The organism is Archangium sp. (assembly GCF_045802675.1).
Taxonomy (GTDB): Bacteria; Myxococcota; Myxococcia; order Myxococcales; family Myxococcaceae; genus Archangium.
Genome location: NZ_JBJMQO010000141.1, coordinates 15587 through 36688, shown reverse-complemented (window position 1 = coordinate 36688; position 21102 = coordinate 15587). Strand labels below are relative to the sequence as shown.

Here is a 21102-nt window from a genome sequence, read left to right as displayed (position 1 = left end):
CCCGGTACCGAAGGCACCGGGCCCCGTGTGACCGCGGACGGCGGACTTCGGACTACTTGAGCACCTTGTCCAGCGGCTTCGCCTCGGTGGTGGCCTGCTCCTTCGTCCAGTCGATGACCGGCGTCTGCCACGACATGCCCGTCTCGCCCGGCTCCGGATCCAGCTTCTCGAACTCGAAGCCGTCACCGCCGAAGTAGAGGTACTCGACCGTCGCGACCTTGTACTCCTTCTTCGGATCCAGCGGCTTGCCCTTGGCGTCCTTGAACTTGCCCTTGCCCGCCGCCGTGAAGCCCGAGAACACCGCCTCGGGGTTGGCCAGCTGGCGCGCCAGCTCCTCGCCCTTCACCTTCACCACCATCAGCGAGTTCTCGAACGGCAGCACCGAGTACACGCTGCCCTTGGTCACCGGACCGGCCTTCAGGCCCTCGCGCAGGCCCTTGCGGTTGAGCACCACCGCGTCCGTCTGGAGCTGTGTCCGGATGGCGCCCGTCACCCAGCCGGCCAGCTGCTTGGAGTCCTTGTCGAAGGCCTTCTTCGTGAAGCCGATCTGCTCGCCCAGGGCGGTGTCCAGCCGGGCCTTGTAGTCGGCGATCTGCTTGGAGAGCGCGGCGTCCGCGGCCGGAGCGCCCTCGCCCCCCGTCACGTCCACCAGCGACGTCTCCACGCCCGTCACCTGCTCACCCTCGGGCTTCGAGCCGTCGAAGGAGTAGGCCGCGCGCAGGTACTGGTCGAAGCCCTTGCCCAGCGACACGTAGGTGGTGGTGCCCTCCTTCGTGTTCACCGGCTGCGGGCAGCGGCCACCGGCCACCAGCGACACCTTCCACTCGGGGTGCTTGTCCACCACGGGCTTGAGGTCGCTCGGGCACGTGTCGGCGAGCACCACCACGGTGTCCGCCCCGGCCTTCTGGGCGTCGGCCACCGCGCTCGTCAGGGCCTGCTCCTCGGGGACCACTTCCAGGCCCGCGGCGCGCCCGGCCATCGCCGTCGTCACCGTCTTGGGCGAGGTGAGGCCCACCACGCCCATCTTCAGGCCCTGGCGCTCGAACACCTTGAAGGCCGGGAGATCCCAACCCTTGGCCAGTGAGGCGTCCTTCACCTTGAGGTTGGCCGCGAGGAAGGGGAAGCCGCCCGCCTGCTGGTTCTTCTGGAACTGCTCGTGCCCGAAGTCCAGCTCGTGGTTGCCCAGGGACGAGGCGGAGAAGCCCATGCGGCCCATCACCGTGGCGGTGGGCTCGCCGTAGAAGAACGAGGAGATGGCCGGGCCGTTCCACGCATCGCCAATGGTCAGCGCCAGCGTGGAGGCGTCCTTGCACGGCGCCTGGCCGTCCTTCACCTGGCCCGCGCAGTGCTTCTCCTTGGCCTCCCACCAGCCGAGCAGCTCGGCGGCACCGATGGTGGACTTCTCGCCCTCGGTGCTGGTGGGCAGCAGCTGACCGTTGACGCTGCCCGTGACGAGCACCGTCACCGTGGTCGGCTTGGGCGCGGGAGGTTGGGCCGCGGGGGCTTGCGCGGGCTGGGCCGTCTGGGCGGGCTTGTTTTCAGAGGAATTCTTGTCGCAGCCGGTGAGCGCGCCCAGCAGGGCGAAGGCCACCACACCGGAAGCGCGGCGCCACGGGTTCACTCCACCCGGCGCCGGCTTGGAATCGGACTCTTGATGCATGAGGGCTCCGAATTGTTGGCGATACGGACCGCGCGAATAGCACACCTCCCCACCCGGGTCGTCAAAAAGGGCGGCTCCCGCCCCTCCCGGCCCGCCGTGGTAGCGTCCCGGGCGTGCAGAGCCAGCAGAACGAGGTCCCGCCCCCGTCTCGCGAGGGGCAGGGGGGGTGGAGCGAGGTACCCGGGCCGGAATCCGCTCGAGGGCGGATGCTCTGGCGGGTGTGGGACGACGTGCGTCGTGGCGCGGCGCACTTCCACCAGCGAAACGTTCCGTTGCCGGTGAACCGGTTGGAGCAGTTCGTCCACGGCCTGTGTCTGCCCTTCCATGTGGCGCGAGTGCTGTGGGCGGAGAGGGCCACCCGGCGGCGCTACCTGACGGTGAGCCTGGCCCAGGTGGCCGTCATCGTGGCGCTGGGGGTGGTGATCACGGGCAAGGGCCAGGAGGTCGTCGAGACCGTCGGGCCCGAGGAGTGGAGCGAGGCGCAGGAGGAGGAGCTCGCGGCCCGGGTGGAGGCGGTCCAGAAGGACCAGGAGGAGGAGCTCCAGCACACGGCCGAGCAGCTCGAGAAGGCGGCGGTGCTCGCCGAGCGGATGGGGGTGGATCCGGCCGAGGTGCGCGCGAAGCAGAAGGCGGCCCTGCGCGAGATCGAGAAGAAGGCCCGGGAGGAGCGGCGTGACGCGCTGAAGACGGCGGGCCCTCGCAAGCGCAAGGTGCACCGGGTGGTGTACTGGGCGGCGCTCTTCTCCTCGCTGAACCTCGCCCAGTGGCTCGTCATCGCCCTGTCGCGCGACTACCACACGGTGCTGATGCGCGAGGCGAGCGTGCTCACCGGGCTGCCGCCCGAGGACGAGCCCATTTCCCCCCGGGTCCGGCTCAACCCGCAGTGGCTGCGCAAGGAGCTCAAGCAGCACTGGCGGGGCATGCTGGTGTTCTCCTCCGGGGTGCCGCTGTGCTGGCTCTCCAAGAAGCTGGTGCACTGGGGAGGCGGCGGCGAGCTGATGGCCGACGGTGTCTACGTGATGATGCTGTCCGCGTGGGGCGCCTGGTGGTTCGTGGTCTACACCGCGGGCAAGAGCTCGCTGGCCTGGCGCGAGCAGGAGCCCCGCGAGCCCTGGTACCTGCGCGGATTGAAGTGGCTCACCGCGCGCGCCGTGCCCCTCCGCCCGGTGATGGGTACCTACGGCTCTCTCTGGACGAAGTTCACCCGCGAGATGTTCTCTCCGGCCGCCAGCGTGGAGCGGCAGCCCTGGAGCCTGGGCGGGCTCGCCGTGGCGCGCACGCTCGCGTCGATCCCGCTGGTGAAGTGCTTCCTGCGCCCCATCATCCCCGTGGCCGTCTCGCACCTGCTCGTGGCGGGGGCGGCCAGCGAGGGGGAGGGCGTCAGCCCGCGGCCTTCTGCTCCGGAGGAGGAGGCGGCTGCTCCTCCTGGGGCCCAGGCAGCTCCACCACCTCGCCCGCCTGCCGCGTCTCGGACGCCTTGATGAGCTCCCGGAGCTGCTGGCTCACCGCGCGGAAGAAGCCGGTCAGCAGCTCGGGGCGGTCCGCCAGCAGATCCAGGAAGTCGCGCCGGTCGATGACGAGCACCCGCGTGTCCTCCACCGCGAAGGTGTCGTTGGGGCGGGGGGCGCCATCCAGCAGGCTCACGTCGCCGAAGGTGTCCTTGGCGCGCATGCGCAGCACGTGCTCGCCATTGCTCAGGGCATCCACCGAGCCCTCGACGATGACGTAGAGCGCGTCGCCCGGGTCTCCCTGGCTGTAGATGCGCTCGCCCTTGCGGAAGCGCGCCTCGCGGGCGATGGCCGCCACCGCCGCCACGTCGTCCACATCGCTCTGCGAGAAGACGTGCACCTCCTCGAGGAGGAACAGCTTCTGCACCGTCGCCTGACTCATGTCACCCTCCTGCGGCGGCGGCAGATCCAAGCCGATCCGGCCCGCCACGTAGCGCGCGCAGCCGCGCAGCACCACATCCTCGCTGCGGCTCAGCCACGCGAGGTGCGCTTCCAATTGTCCCGTCGCGCCCGGAGGCAAGTCCCGGTGGTGCGCCTCCACCTGCTCGCGCACCAGGGCCCGCTCCTCCTCGTCCGTCAGCGTCTCCAGCAGCTCCAGCGCGTACGCCCGGCGCCGCGCGTCCTGTCCCGCCACCTGCTGGTGCACGCGCCGCATCACCTGGGGCGGGTAGAGCAGGCCGAGCAGGAAGAAGGACAGCTCGAGGGCCTGATCCAACCGGTCGCCCACCACGCGCGTGAGCAGCGAGTGGTCTCCCAGCTCCGTGCGCAGATCGCGGTAGGGCTCCAGCAGGGCGCGGTACACCTCGCGCCGCCGGCCGAGGGCCTCGCGCACGCGGTCCTTGTCCACCGGGTGCTCGGGGTGCTCGTCGCGCAGGCGGGACAGCTCCGCGCCGATGCGGAAGTGCAGCCGGGCGTCGTCGCGCACGTTGGAGAAGAGCAGGGCGTGCAGCGCCGCCGGTGTGCCGATGTGGCGCAGCACGCGCGGCACCTGCAGCCGCATGGCCAGGGGCGCGGACAGATCGTTGAGCGTCGTCTCCAGCAGCGGCGTCACCTCGTCGCCGAGCGCGGCCAGGGCCTCGCGGGCCTCGCGCCGCTCCTCGCGCCAGGTGAGGAAGGTGAGCAGCCGGGGCGCCAGCTTCACGTAGCCGCCCTCGCCCACGGAGCGCACCGCCACGCGCCGCACCGAGCTGTCCGGATCGCCCAGGAAGGACGTCAGCATGGGCGTGTAGCTCGGGTCCTTCAGCCGGCCGAACAGCCGGGCCACCTCGCGGCGATCCGCCACCGGTGCCTGCGCGCCCTGGGCCGTCAGCGCTCCCAGGACCACCTGGGCCGCCGCGCGCCACTGGGTGCTCAGCAGCGCCCCAATGGCCGAGCACCGCAGCCCCACGTCCGGGTTCTGCAGCAGCGGCGGCAGCAGCACCTCCGCGCGCTCCGGCGCCAGCTTCGCCAGGGCCCACACCGCGCTGTCCCTCGGGCGGCGGTTGCCCTGCGTCACCAGCTGCTCCAGCAGCGGGGCCGTCTCGGTGGCCTCCAGCTCCAGCGCGAGGGAGACGGCCCGCTCCTGCACCCGCTCGTGCGTGTGGCGCAGCAGCACGGACAGGTGGGGGCGCAGCGGCAGCCCCTCCTCGGCCATCAAGTCCAGCGCGTGCAGCACCCGCTCCGGAGAGCTCGAGCCGAGCGCCTCCACCAGCAGCCTGCGGTCCTCGCGGCCCAGGGCCTCGTCGTCCTCGGAGGTGGCGCCCACCTGCTCACCCAGCGCCTCCACGTAGGCCGGCCGCAGGCGCAGCAGCAGCACGCCGAGCAACCCGCACAGCCCCACCACCGCCAGCGCCATGGAGATGCCGTTGGCCGAGCGCCCCGCGCCGATCAGCAGCACGCCCGCGAGCACCGTGCCGCCCTTGCGCAGCAGCCCTTCCACCGCGCCGCGCAGCGCCTCGCGCTCCTCGTCCGGCACGGCCGCGTACAACAGCTGCACGCCCACCGGCAGCAGCGAGTAGTTCACCGCGTTCTCCAGCAGCCGCAGCAGGTGGACCGGCCACAGCTCCCTCGTCACCAGCGAGGCCACGGCCAGCGGCGCCATGGCCCCGGGCAGCAGCGCCAGGTAGCGCAGCAGCCCGAGCCGCTTGAGCAGCCGCTCGGCCAGCAGCAACTGGAAGATGACGCACACCAGGCCAATCCACAGCTGGAGCGAGCCGAAGAGCGCCGCCAGCCCGTCCTCGCTCAGCGTGTTCTCCACGCGCAGGCGGAAGAGGTAGTCGACGAAGGAGGAGAGCACCGCGAAGCTCACGCCCAGGGCCGCGAGCACCCGGGCGTAGCTGCTGGTGGAGAGGTACTCCCAGGCCGCCAGGGGCCGGGCGAGGTGGCGGGGACGCGCGGGCTGCGGCGCCTCGCTGTGGTGGTAGTGGAAGGCCACGCCCGCGCAGAAGAGCGCCAGCGCTCCACTCACCACGATGGCGGCGGTGCCGAGCCGCTCGGCCAGTCCCTGCACCAGGAGGCCTCCCAGCATGCCTCCCGCCATGCCCACCCCGTTGAGCGCGGTGAAGGCCCGCCGCGCCTCCCGCGCGTCGAAGGCCGACGCCATCCGCCCCCAGAAGCGCAGGGAGATGACCGTCGTGAAGGCGTCCACGAAGAGGTACAGCACCAGGGCCGGAATCCTCTGGCCCGTGTACACGCCCGCCGCCAGCCCCACCACCATCAGCCCGCCCACGCCGGTGAGCACGCTGAGCGACTCGCTCCTCGCGCCGGGCTCGCGGCGCGGCAGCAGCGTCAGCGTCGCCACCAGCAATGCGCCCACCAGGTACAGGTAGGGCATCAGGTGCGACTCGAAGCGCGACAACACGAGCGCGTTGGCAGCCGTCTTCAGCTGCGTCACGCCAGCGATGAGGGCGAACTGGAACGTCGCCGCGGGCCACAGGCGGTGGCCCCAGGACTGCGACTCTTGGACTGCCACGGGCCGGTGATTCTACCTGTCGAAAACCGGAATATCCAGGACGAAGCAGGCTTGACCGGCGAGCGAGCGGGCACTCGAGCCTTGGGCCCGTGCGCCGCGCTCCCGCCGCAAGTGCGTCAATCCTTCTTCGCGCCGCCGAGAATCCACGAGCGGATGCGCACCAGCTCGTCCGGGTGGGCCTCGAAGTAGGTGGGGTTGTTGCGCGGCATCCGGCTGCCGCACGCCGTGCCCGACAGCTTCATCACGAGCGCCGAGGCGTCCGGCTTGCCGGGGTCCACGCGCGGGAAGCTGTTACAGGCCTTCGTCTCCGCCCGCACGCCCACGAGCGCCGGGTGGCTCTTGCCCACGGCGAGCTCCAACCCGCCGCTCTGGCCGTGACACCCGGTGCACAGCGAGTCCCAGAGACCCTGGATGTCCTCGGCGTAGCGGGGCAGCCGCACCGGCACCGTCACCGTCCGGCGCACCGGGGCCCCGTGCCCATCGGACACGAGCACCTCGAGGGAGAAGGCCGTCTCGGCGCCCACCGCTGGCGAGTACCAGGTGACGCTCTCCCCGTCCGCGCTCGACACGAAGGTGCCTCGCGGGGCGGGGCCGACCTGGTGCCAGAGGTAGGTGAGCGCGTCCCCGTCCGGATCCCTCGCGTGGACGGAGAACGTGAGGGTGTCTCCGGCCCTGGGCAGCGAGGGCGAGACGACCGGCGCCCCGGCGAGCACCGGTGCGCGGTTGCTGCGCTTCGCGGGCGGCTGCACCGTCACCTTCACCTCGCCCTGGGTGGTGGCCCCGGTGGTGTCCGTCACGGTGACCTGGAGGGTGAAGATCGTTGCTGACTTCACAACCGGCGCCAGCCAGGTGGGATTGGACGAAGTGGGCTCGCTGAAGGTTCCCCCGGGCGAGGCGGGCACCTGCTGCCAGGTGTAGGTGAGCGCTCCTCCGGAAGGGTCCACCGCCTGGAGGGAAAGCTTCACCGGGAGTGGGCCCTCGACGAGCGAGGGCGAGGCGGCGGGCCCTCGCAGGACGACCGGAGCACCACACGCACAGAGCAAAAGAAGACTGGTCAACAGGAGCCGCGTGACTCCACGCGTCCGGACGAAAGACAGCATGGCCTCCCCCCCCCTCTCCGCTACGGCCATCGAAAGCTAGTCAGTGATATCCACCGTGCATGAGGCCAACTCATGGTTGCCTGCCACCCTGGGGCTGTTTGAGTATGTGACGTGTTGGTCCTACGCTGGGGGCGTCATGATCACCGCCGTGCTTATTGCCCTTCTTTGTTCGGCTCCAGATGCGGCCGGCGCGACGCTGTCGCCCGACGCGCTGGGTTCTCCTCCTCAGTCGGATGAATCCCCGACGGCCTGGGCCTGCACCGTGGAGACACTGAGATCCGGCCGCGAATGTGTCTTCGAGGCCGAGGTCACCTCCTCCACGGACGTGCACGCCCAGGCGTCGAGCAACGTGCGCACGCTCAAGGAAATCGGACACACGCTGTGCCTGCAGGCCGCGAAGCCGCCCTCGGGAGTGGCGCCGGACAAGAACCTGGTGGCCAACTGCGAGCGCAAGTACGCCGACGCCGCGGAGGATGCGTGCGGCCTGGACGGCAAGGTGCCCATCATCGACGCCAAGGGCCGCTTCGCGCCCGCCGCGCGGGCCTGCTACCGCCAGCTGTCGTCGGTGCTGCAGGACATCTCGATGATGGCGACGGTGGCCTCGGCGTGCTGCCAGTGCGCCGAGAAGCGCGGCTGCCCGGGCGCGGGCGAGCGCTGCCACGAGGACGTGTCGCACCAGGAGCTGGGGGCGACGGCGCTCGCGTGCCTGTCCAGCCAGTGCGGCGAGGCGTGCGCCCTGATGATGCCGGCCCCCCAGACCCCGTCCAGCGATTTGCATCCAGCCAGGCGCGCCCGGCAGCAGTCGGCCCGGGCCACGGGGTCGCTGTAATGGCCCCCGGCGGGATGGAGCGAGGAATCATGTCTGCCTTCCAGAAGAGGACGAGGACGGCCGCGCGCTCGGGTGCGGCCCTGTTGTGCGCGATGGCCGTGGCGGGGTGTGGCTCGGCGAGGCACACGCACTCGGTGGAGTCGCGCGAGCCGTCGCGGCTCGTGGCCGAGGAGCGGCCGGCCCCCGTGCCCCGTGCCGAGGTGGCCCCCGAGCCCGCGCGGCCGTCGGAGAAGGCCTTCGGCGCCCGCTACGCGACGCCGGCCCAGTGCGAGCTGGCGGCGCGCAGGCTGCAGGCCACGTCGCGAGACGAGGCCTGGGCGGCGCTGAAGTCGTGCGTGGAGCGCATGCACTTCACGCTGCTCAACGCACTGCTGAGCGACGCGTGGGCCGAGGAGCTGCGGGTGCGGCCGGACGCGGCGCAGGTGCTGGCGCAGGTGGTGGCCAAGCGCGGCGGCAGCGTGCCGGGCGAGCTGAAGCTGCTGCACGAGCGCAAGGTGCCCATCTTCGCGCTGTCGGCGGCCATCGCGCAGCCGGACATCTACAAGGGCCGCTACCTGCTGCTGCGCGCCCAGGTGGCGGACGTGCGCAGCGAGGGCGACAAGCCCACGGTGTGGCTCGTCGAGCAGGAGCTGGGCTCGGTGGAGAGCGATCAGCCGGTGGGGTATGCGACGCGCAGGGACTCGGTGAAGGTGCACTCGGGCGCGGTGAACGGTGACGTGGGGATGCTGGGCCGCGCCAACCTGGGCGGGCAGCTCTCCACCAGCGAGAGCGAGCTGAGCGGGGCCACGGTGCGGCGCTTCGACAACGTGTCCGGAGAGTCGGGCCGCGAGGCGCTCGGCCGTCTGGCGAAGGTGGATCCCTTCTTCGCGCCGGGCAGGGACTTCGTGGTGCTCGCGCGCTTCGACGGGCTGCGCACCACGTCGGGCGGAAGCGAGGACGACGAGGACGCGCCCCAGCTCCCGGTCCTCACCATCGTGAACTACTACGAGCCGCACCCGCTCATCGTGTACTGAGGCTCGCGGCACGGAGCCGCGCGGTGTCCGCCCCCCGTTCCTCGCTTCCGCAAGCCCGGACGCGAGCGGGGGGCGGTCTCGTTTCCAGCGCCCGCGAGGTCGTCCAGACGCTCGGAGCCGACTTCACTGGTAGACGTCTACCAGTGATGTGGGATGAAGGGCGATACCGCTTGTAGACGTCTACAAGCGAAGCGCGCTGGAGCTCCGTCGCCGCCGCACCCGGTCCGCGGAGAACCTGCTGCGTCCTGCGTTGGCGTTCCTATCCGTTGGATTGACGTGCACCTCCGCACTCCCGTCGACTCCGGGACCGCCGGAGTGCGGCCCATGCGGTCCGCTGGAGGTGCACCATGTCTCGCTGTCAGCTCGGAGTGGTCCCGCTGGCCCTGGCCCTGCTCGTGCTGCTCAATGGGTGTGCCACGGGTTACCCGCGCGGGAGCCTGACCCATGGCATCGGGCTTCATTCGCGGACCCTCTCGTTGCGCTACGACGCCGAGGCTCGGCGGCCAGCGGACCCGCCCGTGACAGGGGAGGAGGGAAGCGCGGGCGGTTTCCCCGAATCGGCGGCGGACCTCTTCCAGGGGGTGCAGGAGGCCAGCGGCCTCGCGGAAGAGGCCTGGCACCCGCGGGGTGCGGCGCTCTACCAGGAGCAGGCGCGTGAGCTGCTGGGCCGGCTGGCGAAGACGCGCGCGACGCCCCAGAGCTTCGCCCCGCGCCGGCTGCTGTTCTGGCTGCTGCGTGAGGTGCTCGCGGGCGGCGAATGCGTGGAGTACGCCGATTTGAAGTGGCGTGCCGAGCGCTTTGGCTTCCTCGTGATGGTGCGCCCGGACGGCTACCTGGTGTCAGCGCTCAGCGGTACCCCGCTCCAGCGCATGGGGGCCCTGGAGCTCGCGGGGGGCGAGTGGAAGGTGGGCCAGCTCTGGGTGGGCGACTGCTACTTCTCCCACGGGGGCGTCCTCTACCCGGTGACGCAGGCCCTGCGGCGCGCGGAGGGCCCGCCCGTGGCCGAGCTCAGCCTGGGACGCGATCCACTCAACGCCGCGCTCGACGGCGGGCAGCAAGCCCTGACGGAGATGGCCGTGGCGCTGGCCAGCACCCTCCTCCACCCCATCCGCACCCTGGAGGACCTGGGGCAACTGCCCACCACGGCGGCACTGCTCATCGCCTCCTCGCCCGAATACTTCGCGCACTACGGCACCCTGTCCCACGAGGACCAGATACGCGAGGCGGCGCGCCTGTCCACGCACGTGCTCGCGCTGCTCGGGGGCGCACAGGCCGCGGTGGGCGGCATTACTGGATTGGGAGCCGAGCTGCCGGTGGTGTCGCTCACGGCAGAGGGCGAGCTGGTGCTGGGCCGGGTGGTGGTGGCGCAAGGCACGGCGGCTACCACGGTGAGCGTGGACCTCGGCGCCCTCTCCGTCCTGCACATGGCGGGCAAGGGTCAGGGAAAGAGCAGCGGCGCGAGCGGCAAGGCGGGCAAGTCCACCCCGAAGGCTTCACCGAAAGGGCCCGGCCAGTGGAAGTACAAGAAGCCCACCACGAAATCCAAACGGGCCCTGGACTTTCAGGAGCAGGTATCGGGACGGCCCGCCTGGTGGGTGTACCTGATTGGGAAGCTGGAGTTCGACGGCTTCAATGGCAAGGCGCTGCTGGAAGCCAAGGGCCCCGGTTACTGCTCCTTCTTCAACCCGGATGGCACGCCCAGGTACTGGTACGTGAAGTCCGGCAAGTTCAAGCAGATGATGGAACAAGCCGAAAGACAGTCGAGGGCGGCCGAACAGTTGGGATTTCCGGTCGTCTGGCATGTCGCCGACACTGAGGTCGCGAAGTTCCTTCGTATGGAATTCAAGGAGAGAAACTTGAACAACACCACCGTCCAACATACAGCAGCGCGGTAGAGGAGGACACATGCCGGAAGGCCCTGAGAGCTATTACGTGGGGGCGTACTGGGGTCCGCGCAAGGAGACGGCGCTGGAGTGTGCCCGGCGCGCGGAGCTCTTCTTCCACATGCTGGCGCGGTGTGACCCGTCCTTCACCCACTGGTACCACGCGGGCCGTGGCAGCCCCCGCGAGCTGCCGGGCTGGCCTGTCCGCACGGAGGTGGAGGAACTGGAGAAATTCTTCCTGAAGGGCAGCAACCGCACGGATGTGGGCAGGGAGATCATTGAGGATCTGGGCTTCATGCAGATGATGTGGAATGAGAAGAAGGAGGCCACCAGACTCGACCTTCGCTGTGGCAAATACTCCCCCTGGGGTGGCCCCAATTATTGCCTGCTCAAACCGCACAGGCAGGGTGTGGTGCGGGAGCGGCTCTTGCGCGTGCCGGTACTGACGGAGGTGCTCACCAGCATGGCCACCGCCTGGGACCCCGACTACGCCATGGCCAGCTCGAACGAGATGGTGGACCTCGTGGAGAAGGAGGGCGGGGAAGTGCGGGTGGGCTGGCTGACGTACCTCTCTCGCCGCCTGGGGACGCTGCCGCCGCTGCCCGCCCCCGTGCGCATCGAGCCGGTGGGCGCACTGGGCTGGCTCCTCGTCCTCTCCCCCGAGCCCATGACGGCGAGCAACCCCGAGCACGTGGCCTTCACCGTGCGGGTGCGCGAGCTGCTCGACCGCGCGGGGCTCATCGCGCGCCCGAAGGCCGAGCCCCTCCGCGGGTGACCCGACGCCGGGCCCCACGCGCCAGGGGTTCGAATTCGAACGCCTCGTGGACACATCGCCTGTCGGCCTCCCAACTCCGGAGTGTGCGCGCGTTCACGGTGTGACGTCACATCGTACCCCCGTCGGATCCGGGTCGGTCCCCTGTGGTGCAATCCTCCACGTCCGCTGGAAGGGGGGTGGCCGTGCCCGTGCGCTTCGCCTCGAGATTGATGCTCGTCCTGGCCCTGGTGGGCGTGGTGCCCGTGTTGCTGCTCGGCGGGCTGGCCTTCCGCTCCAACCGCGATGAGCTGCACCGTCTGGTCGGCGGGCTCCAGACCCAGGCCGCCACGGACCTCGCGCGCTCCTGCCGCCAGCTCGTCCTCACCGGCGTGGACAACCTCAGCCTCGCCGCCGAGTACCTCCCGTTCGACGACCTCGGGCCCCAGGACAAGGACGCCTCCCAGGTGCTGAGCATCCCCCTGCGCCAGCTCGGCACGCTCAACCTGATCGTGCTGGTGGACGCGCAGGGCCACGCCATCGCCCCGGCCGTCTTCTTCCCCGAGGGCAACGGCGTCCGGCAGCGCGTCACCGATGGCTCCATGGCCCTCTTCTCGCGCCAGGCCCCCATCCGGGACGCCCTGTCCACCGGCGCGGCCATCGGCGCTCCGTACCGCGTCCCCGAGGCCCCCGGCGGCCGCGTGGCGCTCGCGGTGCGCGCGGGCGGCGACTCCTCCCGTCTCCTGCTCGCGGAGCTGTCGCTCGCCGAGCTGGGCCACCGTGTGGAGGAGCTGGCCCTCGAGGGCGGCCTGGCCTTCATCGTGGACGCCCAGGGCGAGCCCGTGGCCTCCGCGTCCGGCCATGGCGCGCTGAGCGAGGAGGAGCGCTCCCTGGTGTCCGACGGGCTCTCCCTGGGCGAGCCCGTGGTGCGCACCGTGCGCGGCCTGGATGGGGTCGAGTACCTCGCCGCCTTCGCTCCCGTGCGGGATCTCGGTTGGGGCGCGGTGGTGGGGCGCAGGGCGAGCACCGCCTTCGCTCCCGCCGAGCACGTGCGGCGCTCCACCTTCTTCTGGGCCCTCATGGCACTGGCGGCCACCGGGGTGCTCGGCGTCGTGCTCTCCCGGGGCGTGAGCCAGCCCGTCGCCCAGCTCTCCGAGGGTGTGGCCGCGCTCGCCGAGGGCCGCTACGACCAGCGCGTCCCCGAGGAGGGCCGCGATGAGCTCGGCCTGCTCGCGCGCTCCTTCAACCACATGGCCGGCGAGCTGCAACGCCGTGACGCCGAGCTGCGGTGCTGGAGCCAGGAGCTTCAGCAGCGCGTGGAGCTGGGCACCCGGCAGCTGCGCGAGGCGCAGGATCAGATCGCCCGCACGCGCCGCCTGGCCGCGCTCGGTTCGCTCAGCGCGGGCATCGCCCACGAGCTCAACAACCCGCTCACGGGCATCCTCGGCTTGCTGTCGCTGGCGAGCGATGAAGTGCCCGCCCAATCGCCCCTGCACCAGAACCTGACGATGGCGCTCGAGCAGGCCCGCCGCATGGCCCACATCATCCGGGAGCTGCGCCAGCTGGCCGAGCAGGAGCGCGCGGGGGCGGGCTGTCCGCTGGACTTCCTCCAGCCGGTACGGGCCGCGCTCCACGAGCTGCGCGACGAGCTGCAGTCACGTGGCGTCACGGTGTCCTGTGAGCTGAGCGAGCCGGTGCCACGGGTGCTCGGACACGCGGATCAGCTCCAGAAGGTCGTGACGAGCCTGCTGCAGAACGCGCTCACCGCGATGCCCTCGGGCGGTGCGCTCTCGGTGGGGCTCGCGGCGGTGGAGGGCGACGCGGTGTGCCTGTCGGTGAAGGACACCGGCAAGGGCATCCCCGAGGCGATGCGCGAGCGCATCTTCGATCCCTTCTTCACCACCAAGGACGAGCCCGGGCGCGTGGGCCTGGGGCTGTCGGTGGCGCACCGCATCGTCGAGGCCCACTACGGCCGCATCCGGGTGGAGAGCGCCGAGGGGCAGGGAACCACCATCACCGTCATCCTTCCCGCGGCCGGCGGGGAGGCCCATCTCTCGTGAGGCTCCCATGCGAGAGGAAAACGCAGGGAAAGGGGAGCCAAGGGGATCGGTCGTGAAACCGTCGCGGGATTCGTTCGGCCGGGCGCTGGCGCTCGGGTTGGTGTTGGTGGCGCTGTTGGCGCTGGGCGGCTGGCTCTTCTTCGAGCGTTTCGGGGCCGGCGCGCCGCCGCGGGTGGCGGCCGCCGTGTCCACGCTCGCGGGCTCCCGGCCCGTGCCGGCCGTGGTGCAGGACGTGCGCGCCACCGTCGTCGAGGTGACGGGCTCGGTGGAGTGGGCCCATGGCGAGGCGTGGAAGGCGCTGCGCGAGGGCGATGAGCTGTCCCCGGATGACGCCGTGCGCACGGGCCCCGGTGCCCGGGTGGACCTGCGGGTGGGGGACGAGACCTCGCGCCTGTCCCTCCCCGAGCGCTCCGAGGTGCGCGTGGGCGAGGTGACGCGCGCCGTCCACAACATCCGCCTGGAGCGGGGCCGCATCGACGTGGACTACCGCGGCAAGCAGGATCGCGTGCTGCGCGTGTTGAGCGAGAGCGGCACGGTGGCCGAGACGCACGAGGCACGCTTCACCATGCTGCGCAACGGGGCCATGGTGGCGGTGGCCACGCGGGGCGGCTCGGTGAAGCTGTCCTCCGCGGGCGTCTCCGTGGACGTGGGCGCCGGGCAGCAGTCGGTGGTGTTCGATGGGGCCCAGCCGCTCGCCGCCGAGCCCATCCCGCTGCAGGTGCTGTTGAAGGTCGCGGCGAAGGCCTCGGCCGCCGAGTCCCTGTGCGTGTCGCTCTCCGGCAAGGTGCGCGTGGGGACGGAGGTGTTCGTCGAGGGCGAGCCCGCGCGGGTGGCTCGCGACGGCTCCTTCCACGCGGACGTCCCGCGCCGCCAGGGCCTCTCCCAGGTGAAGGTGGTGGCGAGGGAGCCCGGTGGGGAGATGAGCGAGACGCTGTTCGCCTGCCGCCCTCGCGGTGGCCCTCCCCGGACGGAGTCGGTGAAGTTCCGCTGGAAAGAGACGAACTGACGCCATGGGTCCGCGCCGGGTGCCTCTCCTGCTGCTCGCGGGGCTGTTGACGTGGGGATGGCCCCTGCTGGCGGCCGGAGCGGAGGCCGCGCGTGCTTCCTCCGCCTCGGCGGGGGGCATCCACATCCGGTGCGACCCCGAGCACCTGCTGCTCGGCGCGAGTCGCGAGGCGGAAGTGCGCATCGAGTTGGACCCCGAGGCCACCGGGCTCGAGCTGTTCGTCAGCCGGGGCGAGGTGGGTCCGCTGACACGGGTGGAGCGGGGCGTCTTCCGCACCACCTACGTGCCCCCGCGGCAGAGTCTTCCCCTGGAGGTCATCCTCGTCGCGCTGGCGAAAGGGCCTCGGGGAACGCTCGAGGGCTGGTCGGTGCTTCCGCTCTGGGGCCAGGGCCAGGCCGAGGTGCGCACCCGCGCCGGAACGCCCGTCACGCTGCGCGTGGGCGAGGAGACCTTCGGGCCCATCCAGGCGGATGCCACGGGCCTGGCGCGCATCCCCGTGGTGGTGCCGCCCGGCGTGCACGAGGCCTTCTTCGGGCGCAGGCGCATCGATCTCGGGCTGCCGCCGCGCTCGTGGCTCCACGCCGTCGCCAGCCGCGGCGAGGTGCGGGCCGACCGCGAGGAGACGGTGGAGCTCCGCCTCTACACCTTGAAGACGGAGAAGAAGGAGGGCCCGCCTCCGCGTCCCGGTGCCTTCTCCTTCTCCGTGTCGCGCGGGAGCGTGAGCGAGGTGAGCGAGCGCGAGCCGGGCGTGTACCTCCTGCGGTGGACGGTGCCGCCCGGGCCCGCCGGAGGCCTGGAGCTGAAGGGCTCGGTGGGCGGGGATCGGCGGGGCTCGGTGGTGGTGAAGCTGGCGGCGGTGTCCGGCCCGGCCCAGCGCTTCGAGCTGCGTGTGGATCGCGACGAGCTCGTGGCCTCCGAGGACGCCCGGGTCGCGGTGGACGTCTCCGTGCGCGACGCCGTGGGCAACCCGGCGCACGGAGTGCTGCGGCTCGAGTCCAGCCTCGGAGGCAGCGGGGTCCTCACCGAGCGCCAGGCGGGAGAGTACGTGGGGGCGCTCGGCATTCCGCCCCATTTCGCCGGGCGCGAGCGGGTGGAGCTGCGGCTGTTCGCCGAAGGCGTCTCCGAGCCCGTGGCGACGCGCACCCTGGGGCTGCGCGCCTCCTCGCCCGAGCGCGTCGTGGTGGAGCCGCTGCAGTCGGTGCTCGTGGCGGATGGCCGCTCGGAGTCGGCCTGGCGCATCTCGGTGGCGGATCGTTTCGGCAACCCGGTGCGAGAGCCCTGGCCCGAGGCCGTGCTCGCCAAGGGGACCGCCAGCACGCTGCTGTCGAAGGCGCCGGGCTGCTACGAGCTGCGGTACGTGCCGCCCGAGGCACGTGCGGACCACGTCTCCGAGTTGGAGGTGCGGGTGGGAGAGGTGCGCGGGAAGGGAGCGCTCCCGCTGTTGCGCCGCCGGCCCGTGCTGCTGGTGTCTCCACGCGTGGGCCTGACGACGAACCTCGCGGATGTGACGGCGCCGTCCGCGGGAGCGCGGCTGGAGCTGTGGCCGGTGCGCTCGTGGCCGGCGCTCGGGCTGTTGCTCGACACCGGCTACCTGCGGTTCTCGCGAGCGGGCGGCGGAGCGGTGCCGGGCTTCACGGGCGTCAACGAGTGGTTCGACACCACCGTGGCGGTGGGCGTGCGCACCCTGAAGGAGCAGGGGCTCCAGGGGTGGGTGGCGGCGGGTCCCTCGTTGGCCCGGGTGCGAGGCCGCGTGTCCCTGGGTGGGGGGCCGGTGGTGGACGAGGGCGCGTGGGTGCCCGGGGCGCAGGCGATGGTGGGAGCGGGCCTGCGGCTCGGTCCGGGGCAGCCCTTCGTCGAGGCGCGGTTGTGCTGGTTCGATGATCCGTCCTTGCGCGTGCTGCGCGGCGCGCTGCGGGGCGGCGGTCTCCACCTGGGGTATCGCCTTGAGCTCTTCTGATTCCCGGCTCCCGCGGCTGCGTCTGTGGCTCACCCTCTGCGTCCTCGGGGCCGCGTGCGCGCGGGCGCCGGGCTCCGAGATGGATCCCCATCCCCAGCGCCTGGTTCCGGCCTGGGGGTTGAACGCGAACGCCGTGCCCGTGCGCATCGAGGGCGAGAATTTCCTGGCGCTTCCCACCCAGCACATCGGCGGCGAGGAGCCGGTGACGGTGGATGCCCGCTTCGAGGCCTTCCTCGACGACGTGGCGCTCGAGGACGTCACCCTGGAGGACTCGCGGACGCTGCGGGCGACGGTGCCGGTGGGGCTCGCGCCCGGCTGGCACTCGCTGGAAGTGGTGGGGCCGCTGGGGCGGCGCGTGGAGCTGCCGAGGGCGTATTACGCCTCGGATCGTCCGCTCGCGGTGCTGGGGGCCCGGGCCTCGTTGGAGCGGGACAAGGTGTCCGTGGGCGAGCGGACGTGGTTGGTGCTGACGGTGGAGAACTCGGGAGGCACGTCGGCGCTCGCCGTCACTCCGCGGCTGAGCCCGGTGGGCGAGGGACAGGTGAAGCTGATCTCCCAGCCCGCGCCCGCGGACATTCCACCGGGCACGAGCGCGTCCTTCTCGTGGGAGCTCGGCGCCGTCGCGCCGGGAGACCTGCGCTTCCTGCTGGAGGCCGGGGGAATCGAGTCGCAGGCCAGAGTGGAGCTCCAGGCTCCCGGCGTGGAGATGGGGCCACTGCGGATGCGCAACCGCGCGGCGCTCACCTCCTCGCTCACGGTGTCGCCAGCGGTGGTGAACGCGGGCCAGTGGATGACGCTCACGTTGCGCCTGACGAATCCGGGGGAGATCGCGGTGCTCGGGGTGGTGCCCGGTACGCCGGTGGTGTCGGGGAGCCTGGCGGTGCCCAACTCCGGGCCGGAGCCGGAGAGCGTGGACATTCCCGCCGGAGAGAGCCGCGAGCTCACGTGGACCTATGTCGCCGGGCCCGAGGGCACCCTGGCCTTCCAGGTGGGAGCGGTGGGCCGGGATGGCTTCAGCGGCGTCGAGGTACTGGCTCCGGAGGCCCGCTCCCCCGACGTCACCGTGCAGGTGCCTGGAGCGCTGTCGTCACGCTTCACCTCGGTGCCCATGAGCGTCAACGTGGGGCAGTTGTTCGACGTCGAGCTGGAGGTGCGCAACCCGGGGGACGCGACGGTGCTCGGGGCGAAGCTCGAGGGGATGGGGTGCACGTCGCAGGTGGTGCTCGTGTCCGGGCCGGAGCCGGCGAGCGTGGACATTCCCGGCGGGGACAGCAGGCTGTTCCGCGCGCGTCTGGCGGGCGCGGGCGAGGGCTCGTGCGCCATCGGCGTGGTGGCCAGTGGGGTGGATCAGACGAGTGGGGCGGTGGTGAAGTCCCCGTCCGTCACCTCTCCGTTGAACGTGCGGCGGCCCGCCCAGCTCGCCCTCGCGTTCTCGGCGCCCTCGCGGGTCGCGCCGGGGCGTGCCTTCAAGGTGAGCCTCGCGGTGACCAACACCGGGAGCTCCATGGCCCAGGGCGTGCTGCCCGGCCCTCCGGTGGCGAGCAGCTCCGTGGCGGTGTTCGGCGGTGCCGACAGCACCTCGCCGGTGGACCTCGCGGGCGGGGCCTCCGCCACCTTCTCCTGGAACTACCGCGCCGACCACGTGGGCCAGGTGTTCTTCACCGGGGGCGTCAGCGGAATCGATGGAACCTCGGGCGCGGAGGTGGCCTCCGGGAACGCCACCTCGGGCAACGTGCGTGTCGTGGAGGCGGAGCAGCTCATCTCCAATCCTCTCGGGGATGGCTCTCCCTTCGCCCAGGTGGTCGACTACAACGGCCGCCTCCATGTCGGCCCCAACCGCAACGGCACCGGGGGCGTGAGCCTGGACCTGGACGGGCTCGGGGGCCGCAGCTTCGGCTTCTTCCTGTACAAGGACACGGCGGGGAGCAACCTCAGCCAGAACACCTCCGCGTCATCGACCTACTCCTCCGTCGGCGCGACGGGCTGCGCGGCCAATACGGCCGCGTGCGGCCCGGACAACGAGGATGGCCGTGGCTTCTTCTTCTCCGGCCGGGTGGGCACGCAGCCGTGGCTGGGCATCGGTGGAGCCCGGAGCGGGGGAGACCTGGACTACGTGTACCTCGGCCAGGACACGGATGACCTCGGCACCATGTACCTGCGCTACCTGGACCTCTCGCTCCTGCTCGGAGGCCAGACGAAGGGCTTCTCCGCGGCCCTCTTCTTCCAGGACCGCCTCTACCTCGGCTTCCCGGACGGGGGCGGAAGCCGGCCCTACCTCGTCGTCGCCAAACGCCTCCCCACCGCGGACCCGGGGCTCGACGCCTCCGTGGGCGTCGATGCCGAGAACCTCCAGGCGGACAAGATGCCCGGCGTCGGCTCGGGTGGATCGCCGTCGAACAAGGCCAGCGTGCAGATGATCGACACCCTGACCGCCTTCAATGATCGCCTCTACGTGGCGAACAACGGCGGCTGTATGCGCTCGACGAGCCCCACGCCTCGCGCCTACGGAACCGCCCCGGCGGACTGGGCCTCCTGCACGCCGTCGCTCTCGGCGTGGAGCTCGCTCACCAGCAAGACGACCCCCAGGACGGCGGACCTCGAGCCGGCGGACAGGGCCGTGCCGGGGATGGCCGTGTTCCAGGGGCGGCTCTACCTGGCGCGCAACACCACCGTGGGGCCCCAGCTCTTCATGTGCACGCCGGGGACGTCGGGCTCCACCACGGATTGCGATCCGGGGGACTGGTCGCTCGTGGCCGCCAACTCCACGGGGAACACGCAGCTCACCCAGTTCGACGAGCCGGGGAACACGGCCCTCTCGCTGCTGATGGCCACGTCGCGCTCGCTCTTCGTGGGCTTCAACAATGGCACGAAGGGCGCGGTGGTCCTGCGCTCCTCCGGCGCCCCCCCCATTCCCACCGCCAGCGCCGACTTCGTGGGGAAGGAAGGGTGCTCCGCCGCGCAGCTGGCCGCGGGGTGCGAGGGCGTGGGCGGCAACGGGCTGGGGGCGGGGGCCACGCGCCTCTTCGACGGCGTGGTGGCCGGCGCCGCCGGCTCCGAGTCCCTCTACCTCACCGCCGGCGATGGCACGGGGCCGGTGGGGCTCTACCGTCTGCCGGACTGAGCGGCCTCAGGAAACGGCGGCGCTCACCACCGGCTCCGCGGGCCTCGTGGCGCGCGAGGAGCGCACGTGCGGGGGCAGCGACAGGCGGAACGTGGTGCCCACGCCGGGGCGGCTGTCCACGGTGATGGTGCCTTCGAAGGACTCGACGATGGACTTGCAGATGAAGAGGCCCAGCCCCGTGCCCTCGCCCGAGGGCTTGGTGGTGAAGAAGGGCTCGAAGAGGTGCGCCATGTTCTCGGCGGGGATGCCCATGCCCGTGTCGCCCACCTCGGCGCAGGCCTCGCCGTTGGGGCCCGTCCACAGCCGGACGCGGATTTCGTGGTCGCCCCCGTCCTCGGGGATGGCCTGGGCCGCGTTCACCACCAGGTTGAGGAACACCTGCGCCAGGCGGGCCTCGTTGGCCAGCACCAACGGCACGTCCTGGTAGTCGCGCACCACGCGGGCCCGGTAGCGGATGTGCACCAGCGCCATCTTCAGCGCCGCGTCGAGCACCTCGCGCAGGTCCACCAGCTGGCTCGCGTCACCCGGATCCCTCGCGAAGGCCTTCACGTCCCGGGCGATGTGGCGCACGCGCTCGGCGCCCTCGCGGATGTCGCGCATGGTGGACTCCAGCCCCGCCATGCGCTCGGCGAGCGACGCGAGCTCCTTGCCCGCGTGCTTCTGGCCCTCGAGCGCCTTGCGCAGCGACGGCAGCTCCTCGTCGATCCAGTCCAGGTTGGAGAGGATGTAGGCCAGGGGCGTGTTCACCTCGTGCACCACGCCGGCGGCGAGCAGGCCCAGGGACGCGAGCCGGTCCGCCTGCACGAGCATGGCCTGCATGCGCTCGTGCTCCTGGCGCATGCGGTACTGCTGCAGGGCCAGCTTGAGGCGGTGCTCGAGCGCGTCCACCTCGAAGGGCTTGAGCAGGTAGTCGAAGGCGCCCAGGCGCAGCGCCTCGATGGCGCTGTCCACGTTGCCGTAGGCGGTGACGATGAGGGCGTTGCACCCGGGCTGCACCGAGCGCAGCCACTTGAGGAAGTCCAGGCCGTTCTCGCCCGGCAGGTTCTTGTCGATGAGCGCGCAGGCGAAGGTGTGCTTCGCGGCGAGCTGGCGCGCGGTGGCCGCGTCCGGCGCCACCACCGGCACGGCTCCGACGCGCTGCACGATGAAGGACAGGATGGTCCGCAGGGACGGCTCGTCGTCGACGATCAGCACGGACTCGGGAGCGGCGTTGGCACTCGTTCTCATCCGCGGAACCTCCAGCGGTAGTCACCCTCCTGTGCCG

13 protein-coding genes are annotated in these 21102 nt (G+C 71.6%); 9 read left to right on the top strand and 4 right to left on the bottom strand.

Features of this window, described 5'->3' with window-relative positions; all coding sequences use genetic code 11:
• Nucleotides 1–52 precede the first annotated feature (52 nt).
• Nucleotides 53–1660, bottom strand: coding sequence for a bifunctional metallophosphatase/5'-nucleotidase (locus ACJ8AN_RS39060; RefSeq protein WP_407760712.1), 1608 nt, complete (start codon nucleotides 1658–1660; stop codon nucleotides 53–55).
• A gap of 206 nt (nucleotides 1661–1866) precedes the next feature.
• On the opposite strand from ACJ8AN_RS39060, the gene ACJ8AN_RS39055 reads away from it, so the two are divergent.
• Nucleotides 1867–3141: a hypothetical protein gene (locus ACJ8AN_RS39055; protein ID WP_407760711.1), complete on the top strand. Its 1275-nt coding sequence runs from the start codon at nucleotides 1867–1869 to the stop codon at nucleotides 3139–3141.
• Here the strand turns inward: ACJ8AN_RS39055 and ACJ8AN_RS39050 are convergent.
• Both ACJ8AN_RS39050 and ACJ8AN_RS39045 read right to left on the bottom strand, forming a co-directional pair.
• On the bottom strand, nucleotides 3041–6118 hold the full coding sequence (locus ACJ8AN_RS39050) for a cyclic nucleotide-binding domain-containing protein (RefSeq protein ID WP_407760710.1): 3078 nt from the start codon (nucleotides 6116–6118) through the stop codon (nucleotides 3041–3043). The genes ACJ8AN_RS39055 and ACJ8AN_RS39050 overlap by 101 nt on opposite strands.
• A 116-nt stretch (nucleotides 6119–6234) precedes the next feature.
• Nucleotides 6235–7218, bottom strand: coding sequence for an Ig-like domain-containing protein (locus tag ACJ8AN_RS39045; RefSeq protein ID WP_407760709.1), 984 nt, complete (start codon nucleotides 7216–7218; stop codon nucleotides 6235–6237).
• A gap of 262 nt (nucleotides 7219–7480) precedes the next feature.
• Between ACJ8AN_RS39045 and ACJ8AN_RS39040 the strand changes: the two genes are divergently transcribed.
• The 8 genes from ACJ8AN_RS39040 to ACJ8AN_RS39005 all read left to right on the top strand — a co-directional run bounded on the left by ACJ8AN_RS39040 (nucleotide 7481) and on the right by ACJ8AN_RS39005 (nucleotide 19838).
• Nucleotides 7481–8047, top strand: a complete 567-nt coding sequence (locus ACJ8AN_RS39040) for a hypothetical protein (protein WP_407760708.1) — start codon at nucleotides 7481–7483, stop codon at nucleotides 8045–8047.
• 29 nt (nucleotides 8048–8076) lie between these two features.
• A complete protein-coding gene (locus tag ACJ8AN_RS39035) occupies nucleotides 8077–9060 on the top strand; it encodes a hypothetical protein (RefSeq protein ID WP_407760707.1) in 984 nt (327 codons plus the stop codon).
• 347 nt (nucleotides 9061–9407) lie between these two features.
• Nucleotides 9408–10955 carry a Tox-REase-5 domain-containing protein gene (locus ACJ8AN_RS39030; protein ID WP_407760706.1) on the top strand — a complete coding sequence of 516 codons (1548 nt, stop codon included), beginning with the start codon at nucleotides 9408–9410 and terminating at the stop codon, nucleotides 10953–10955.
• A gap of 10 nt (nucleotides 10956–10965) precedes the next feature.
• Nucleotides 10966–11718, top strand: a complete 753-nt coding sequence (locus ACJ8AN_RS39025) for an Imm52 family immunity protein (RefSeq protein WP_407760705.1) — start codon at nucleotides 10966–10968, stop codon at nucleotides 11716–11718.
• Between the two features lie 176 nt (nucleotides 11719–11894).
• On the top strand, nucleotides 11895–13754 hold the full coding sequence (locus ACJ8AN_RS39020; protein ID WP_407760704.1) for an ATP-binding protein: 1860 nt from the start codon (nucleotides 11895–11897) through the stop codon (nucleotides 13752–13754).
• Between the two features lie 52 nt (nucleotides 13755–13806).
• Complete coding sequence (locus tag ACJ8AN_RS39015) at nucleotides 13807–14760, top strand: FecR domain-containing protein (protein WP_407760703.1); 954 nt, start codon at nucleotides 13807–13809, stop codon at nucleotides 14758–14760.
• A 4-nt stretch (nucleotides 14761–14764) separates the two neighbouring features.
• The gene (locus ACJ8AN_RS39010; protein WP_407760702.1) at nucleotides 14765–16717 is read left to right on the top strand and encodes a hypothetical protein; all 1953 of its coding nucleotides are present in this window, start codon (nucleotides 14765–14767) and stop codon (nucleotides 16715–16717) included.
• Entirely contained in the window at nucleotides 16704–19838 is a 3135-nt protein-coding gene (locus tag ACJ8AN_RS39005) for a hypothetical protein (protein WP_407760701.1), read from the top strand. Before ACJ8AN_RS39010 ends, ACJ8AN_RS39005 begins: the two co-directional genes overlap by 14 nt.
• A 6-nt stretch (nucleotides 19839–19844) precedes the next feature.
• On the opposite strand, the gene ACJ8AN_RS39000 is transcribed toward ACJ8AN_RS39005, so the two are convergent.
• Nucleotides 19845–21065, bottom strand: coding sequence for a sensor histidine kinase (locus ACJ8AN_RS39000; protein WP_407760700.1), 1221 nt, complete (start codon nucleotides 21063–21065; stop codon nucleotides 19845–19847).
• Nucleotides 21066–21102: the final 37 nt, after the last annotated feature.

Coding starts and splice junctions, on each gene's coding strand:
- ACJ8AN_RS39060 (WP_407760712.1), bottom strand. CDS start 1,660: ATGCATCAAGAGTCCGATTCCAAGCCGGCGCCGGGTGGAGTGAACCCG.
- ACJ8AN_RS39055 (WP_407760711.1), top strand. CDS start 1,867: ATGCTCTGGCGGGTGTGGGACGACGTGCGTCGTGGCGCGGCGCACTTC.
- ACJ8AN_RS39045 (WP_407760709.1), bottom strand. CDS start 7,218: ATGCTGTCTTTCGTCCGGACGCGTGGAGTCACGCGGCTCCTGTTGACC.
- ACJ8AN_RS39035 (WP_407760707.1), top strand. CDS start 8,077: ATGTCTGCCTTCCAGAAGAGGACGAGGACGGCCGCGCGCTCGGGTGCG.
- ACJ8AN_RS39030 (WP_407760706.1), top strand. CDS start 9,408: ATGTCTCGCTGTCAGCTCGGAGTGGTCCCGCTGGCCCTGGCCCTGCTC.
- ACJ8AN_RS39025 (WP_407760705.1), top strand. CDS start 10,966: ATGCCGGAAGGCCCTGAGAGCTATTACGTGGGGGCGTACTGGGGTCCG.
- ACJ8AN_RS39010 (WP_407760702.1), top strand. CDS start 14,765: ATGGGTCCGCGCCGGGTGCCTCTCCTGCTGCTCGCGGGGCTGTTGACG.
- ACJ8AN_RS39000 (WP_407760700.1), bottom strand. CDS start 21,065: ATGAGAACGAGTGCCAACGCCGCTCCCGAGTCCGTGCTGATCGTCGAC.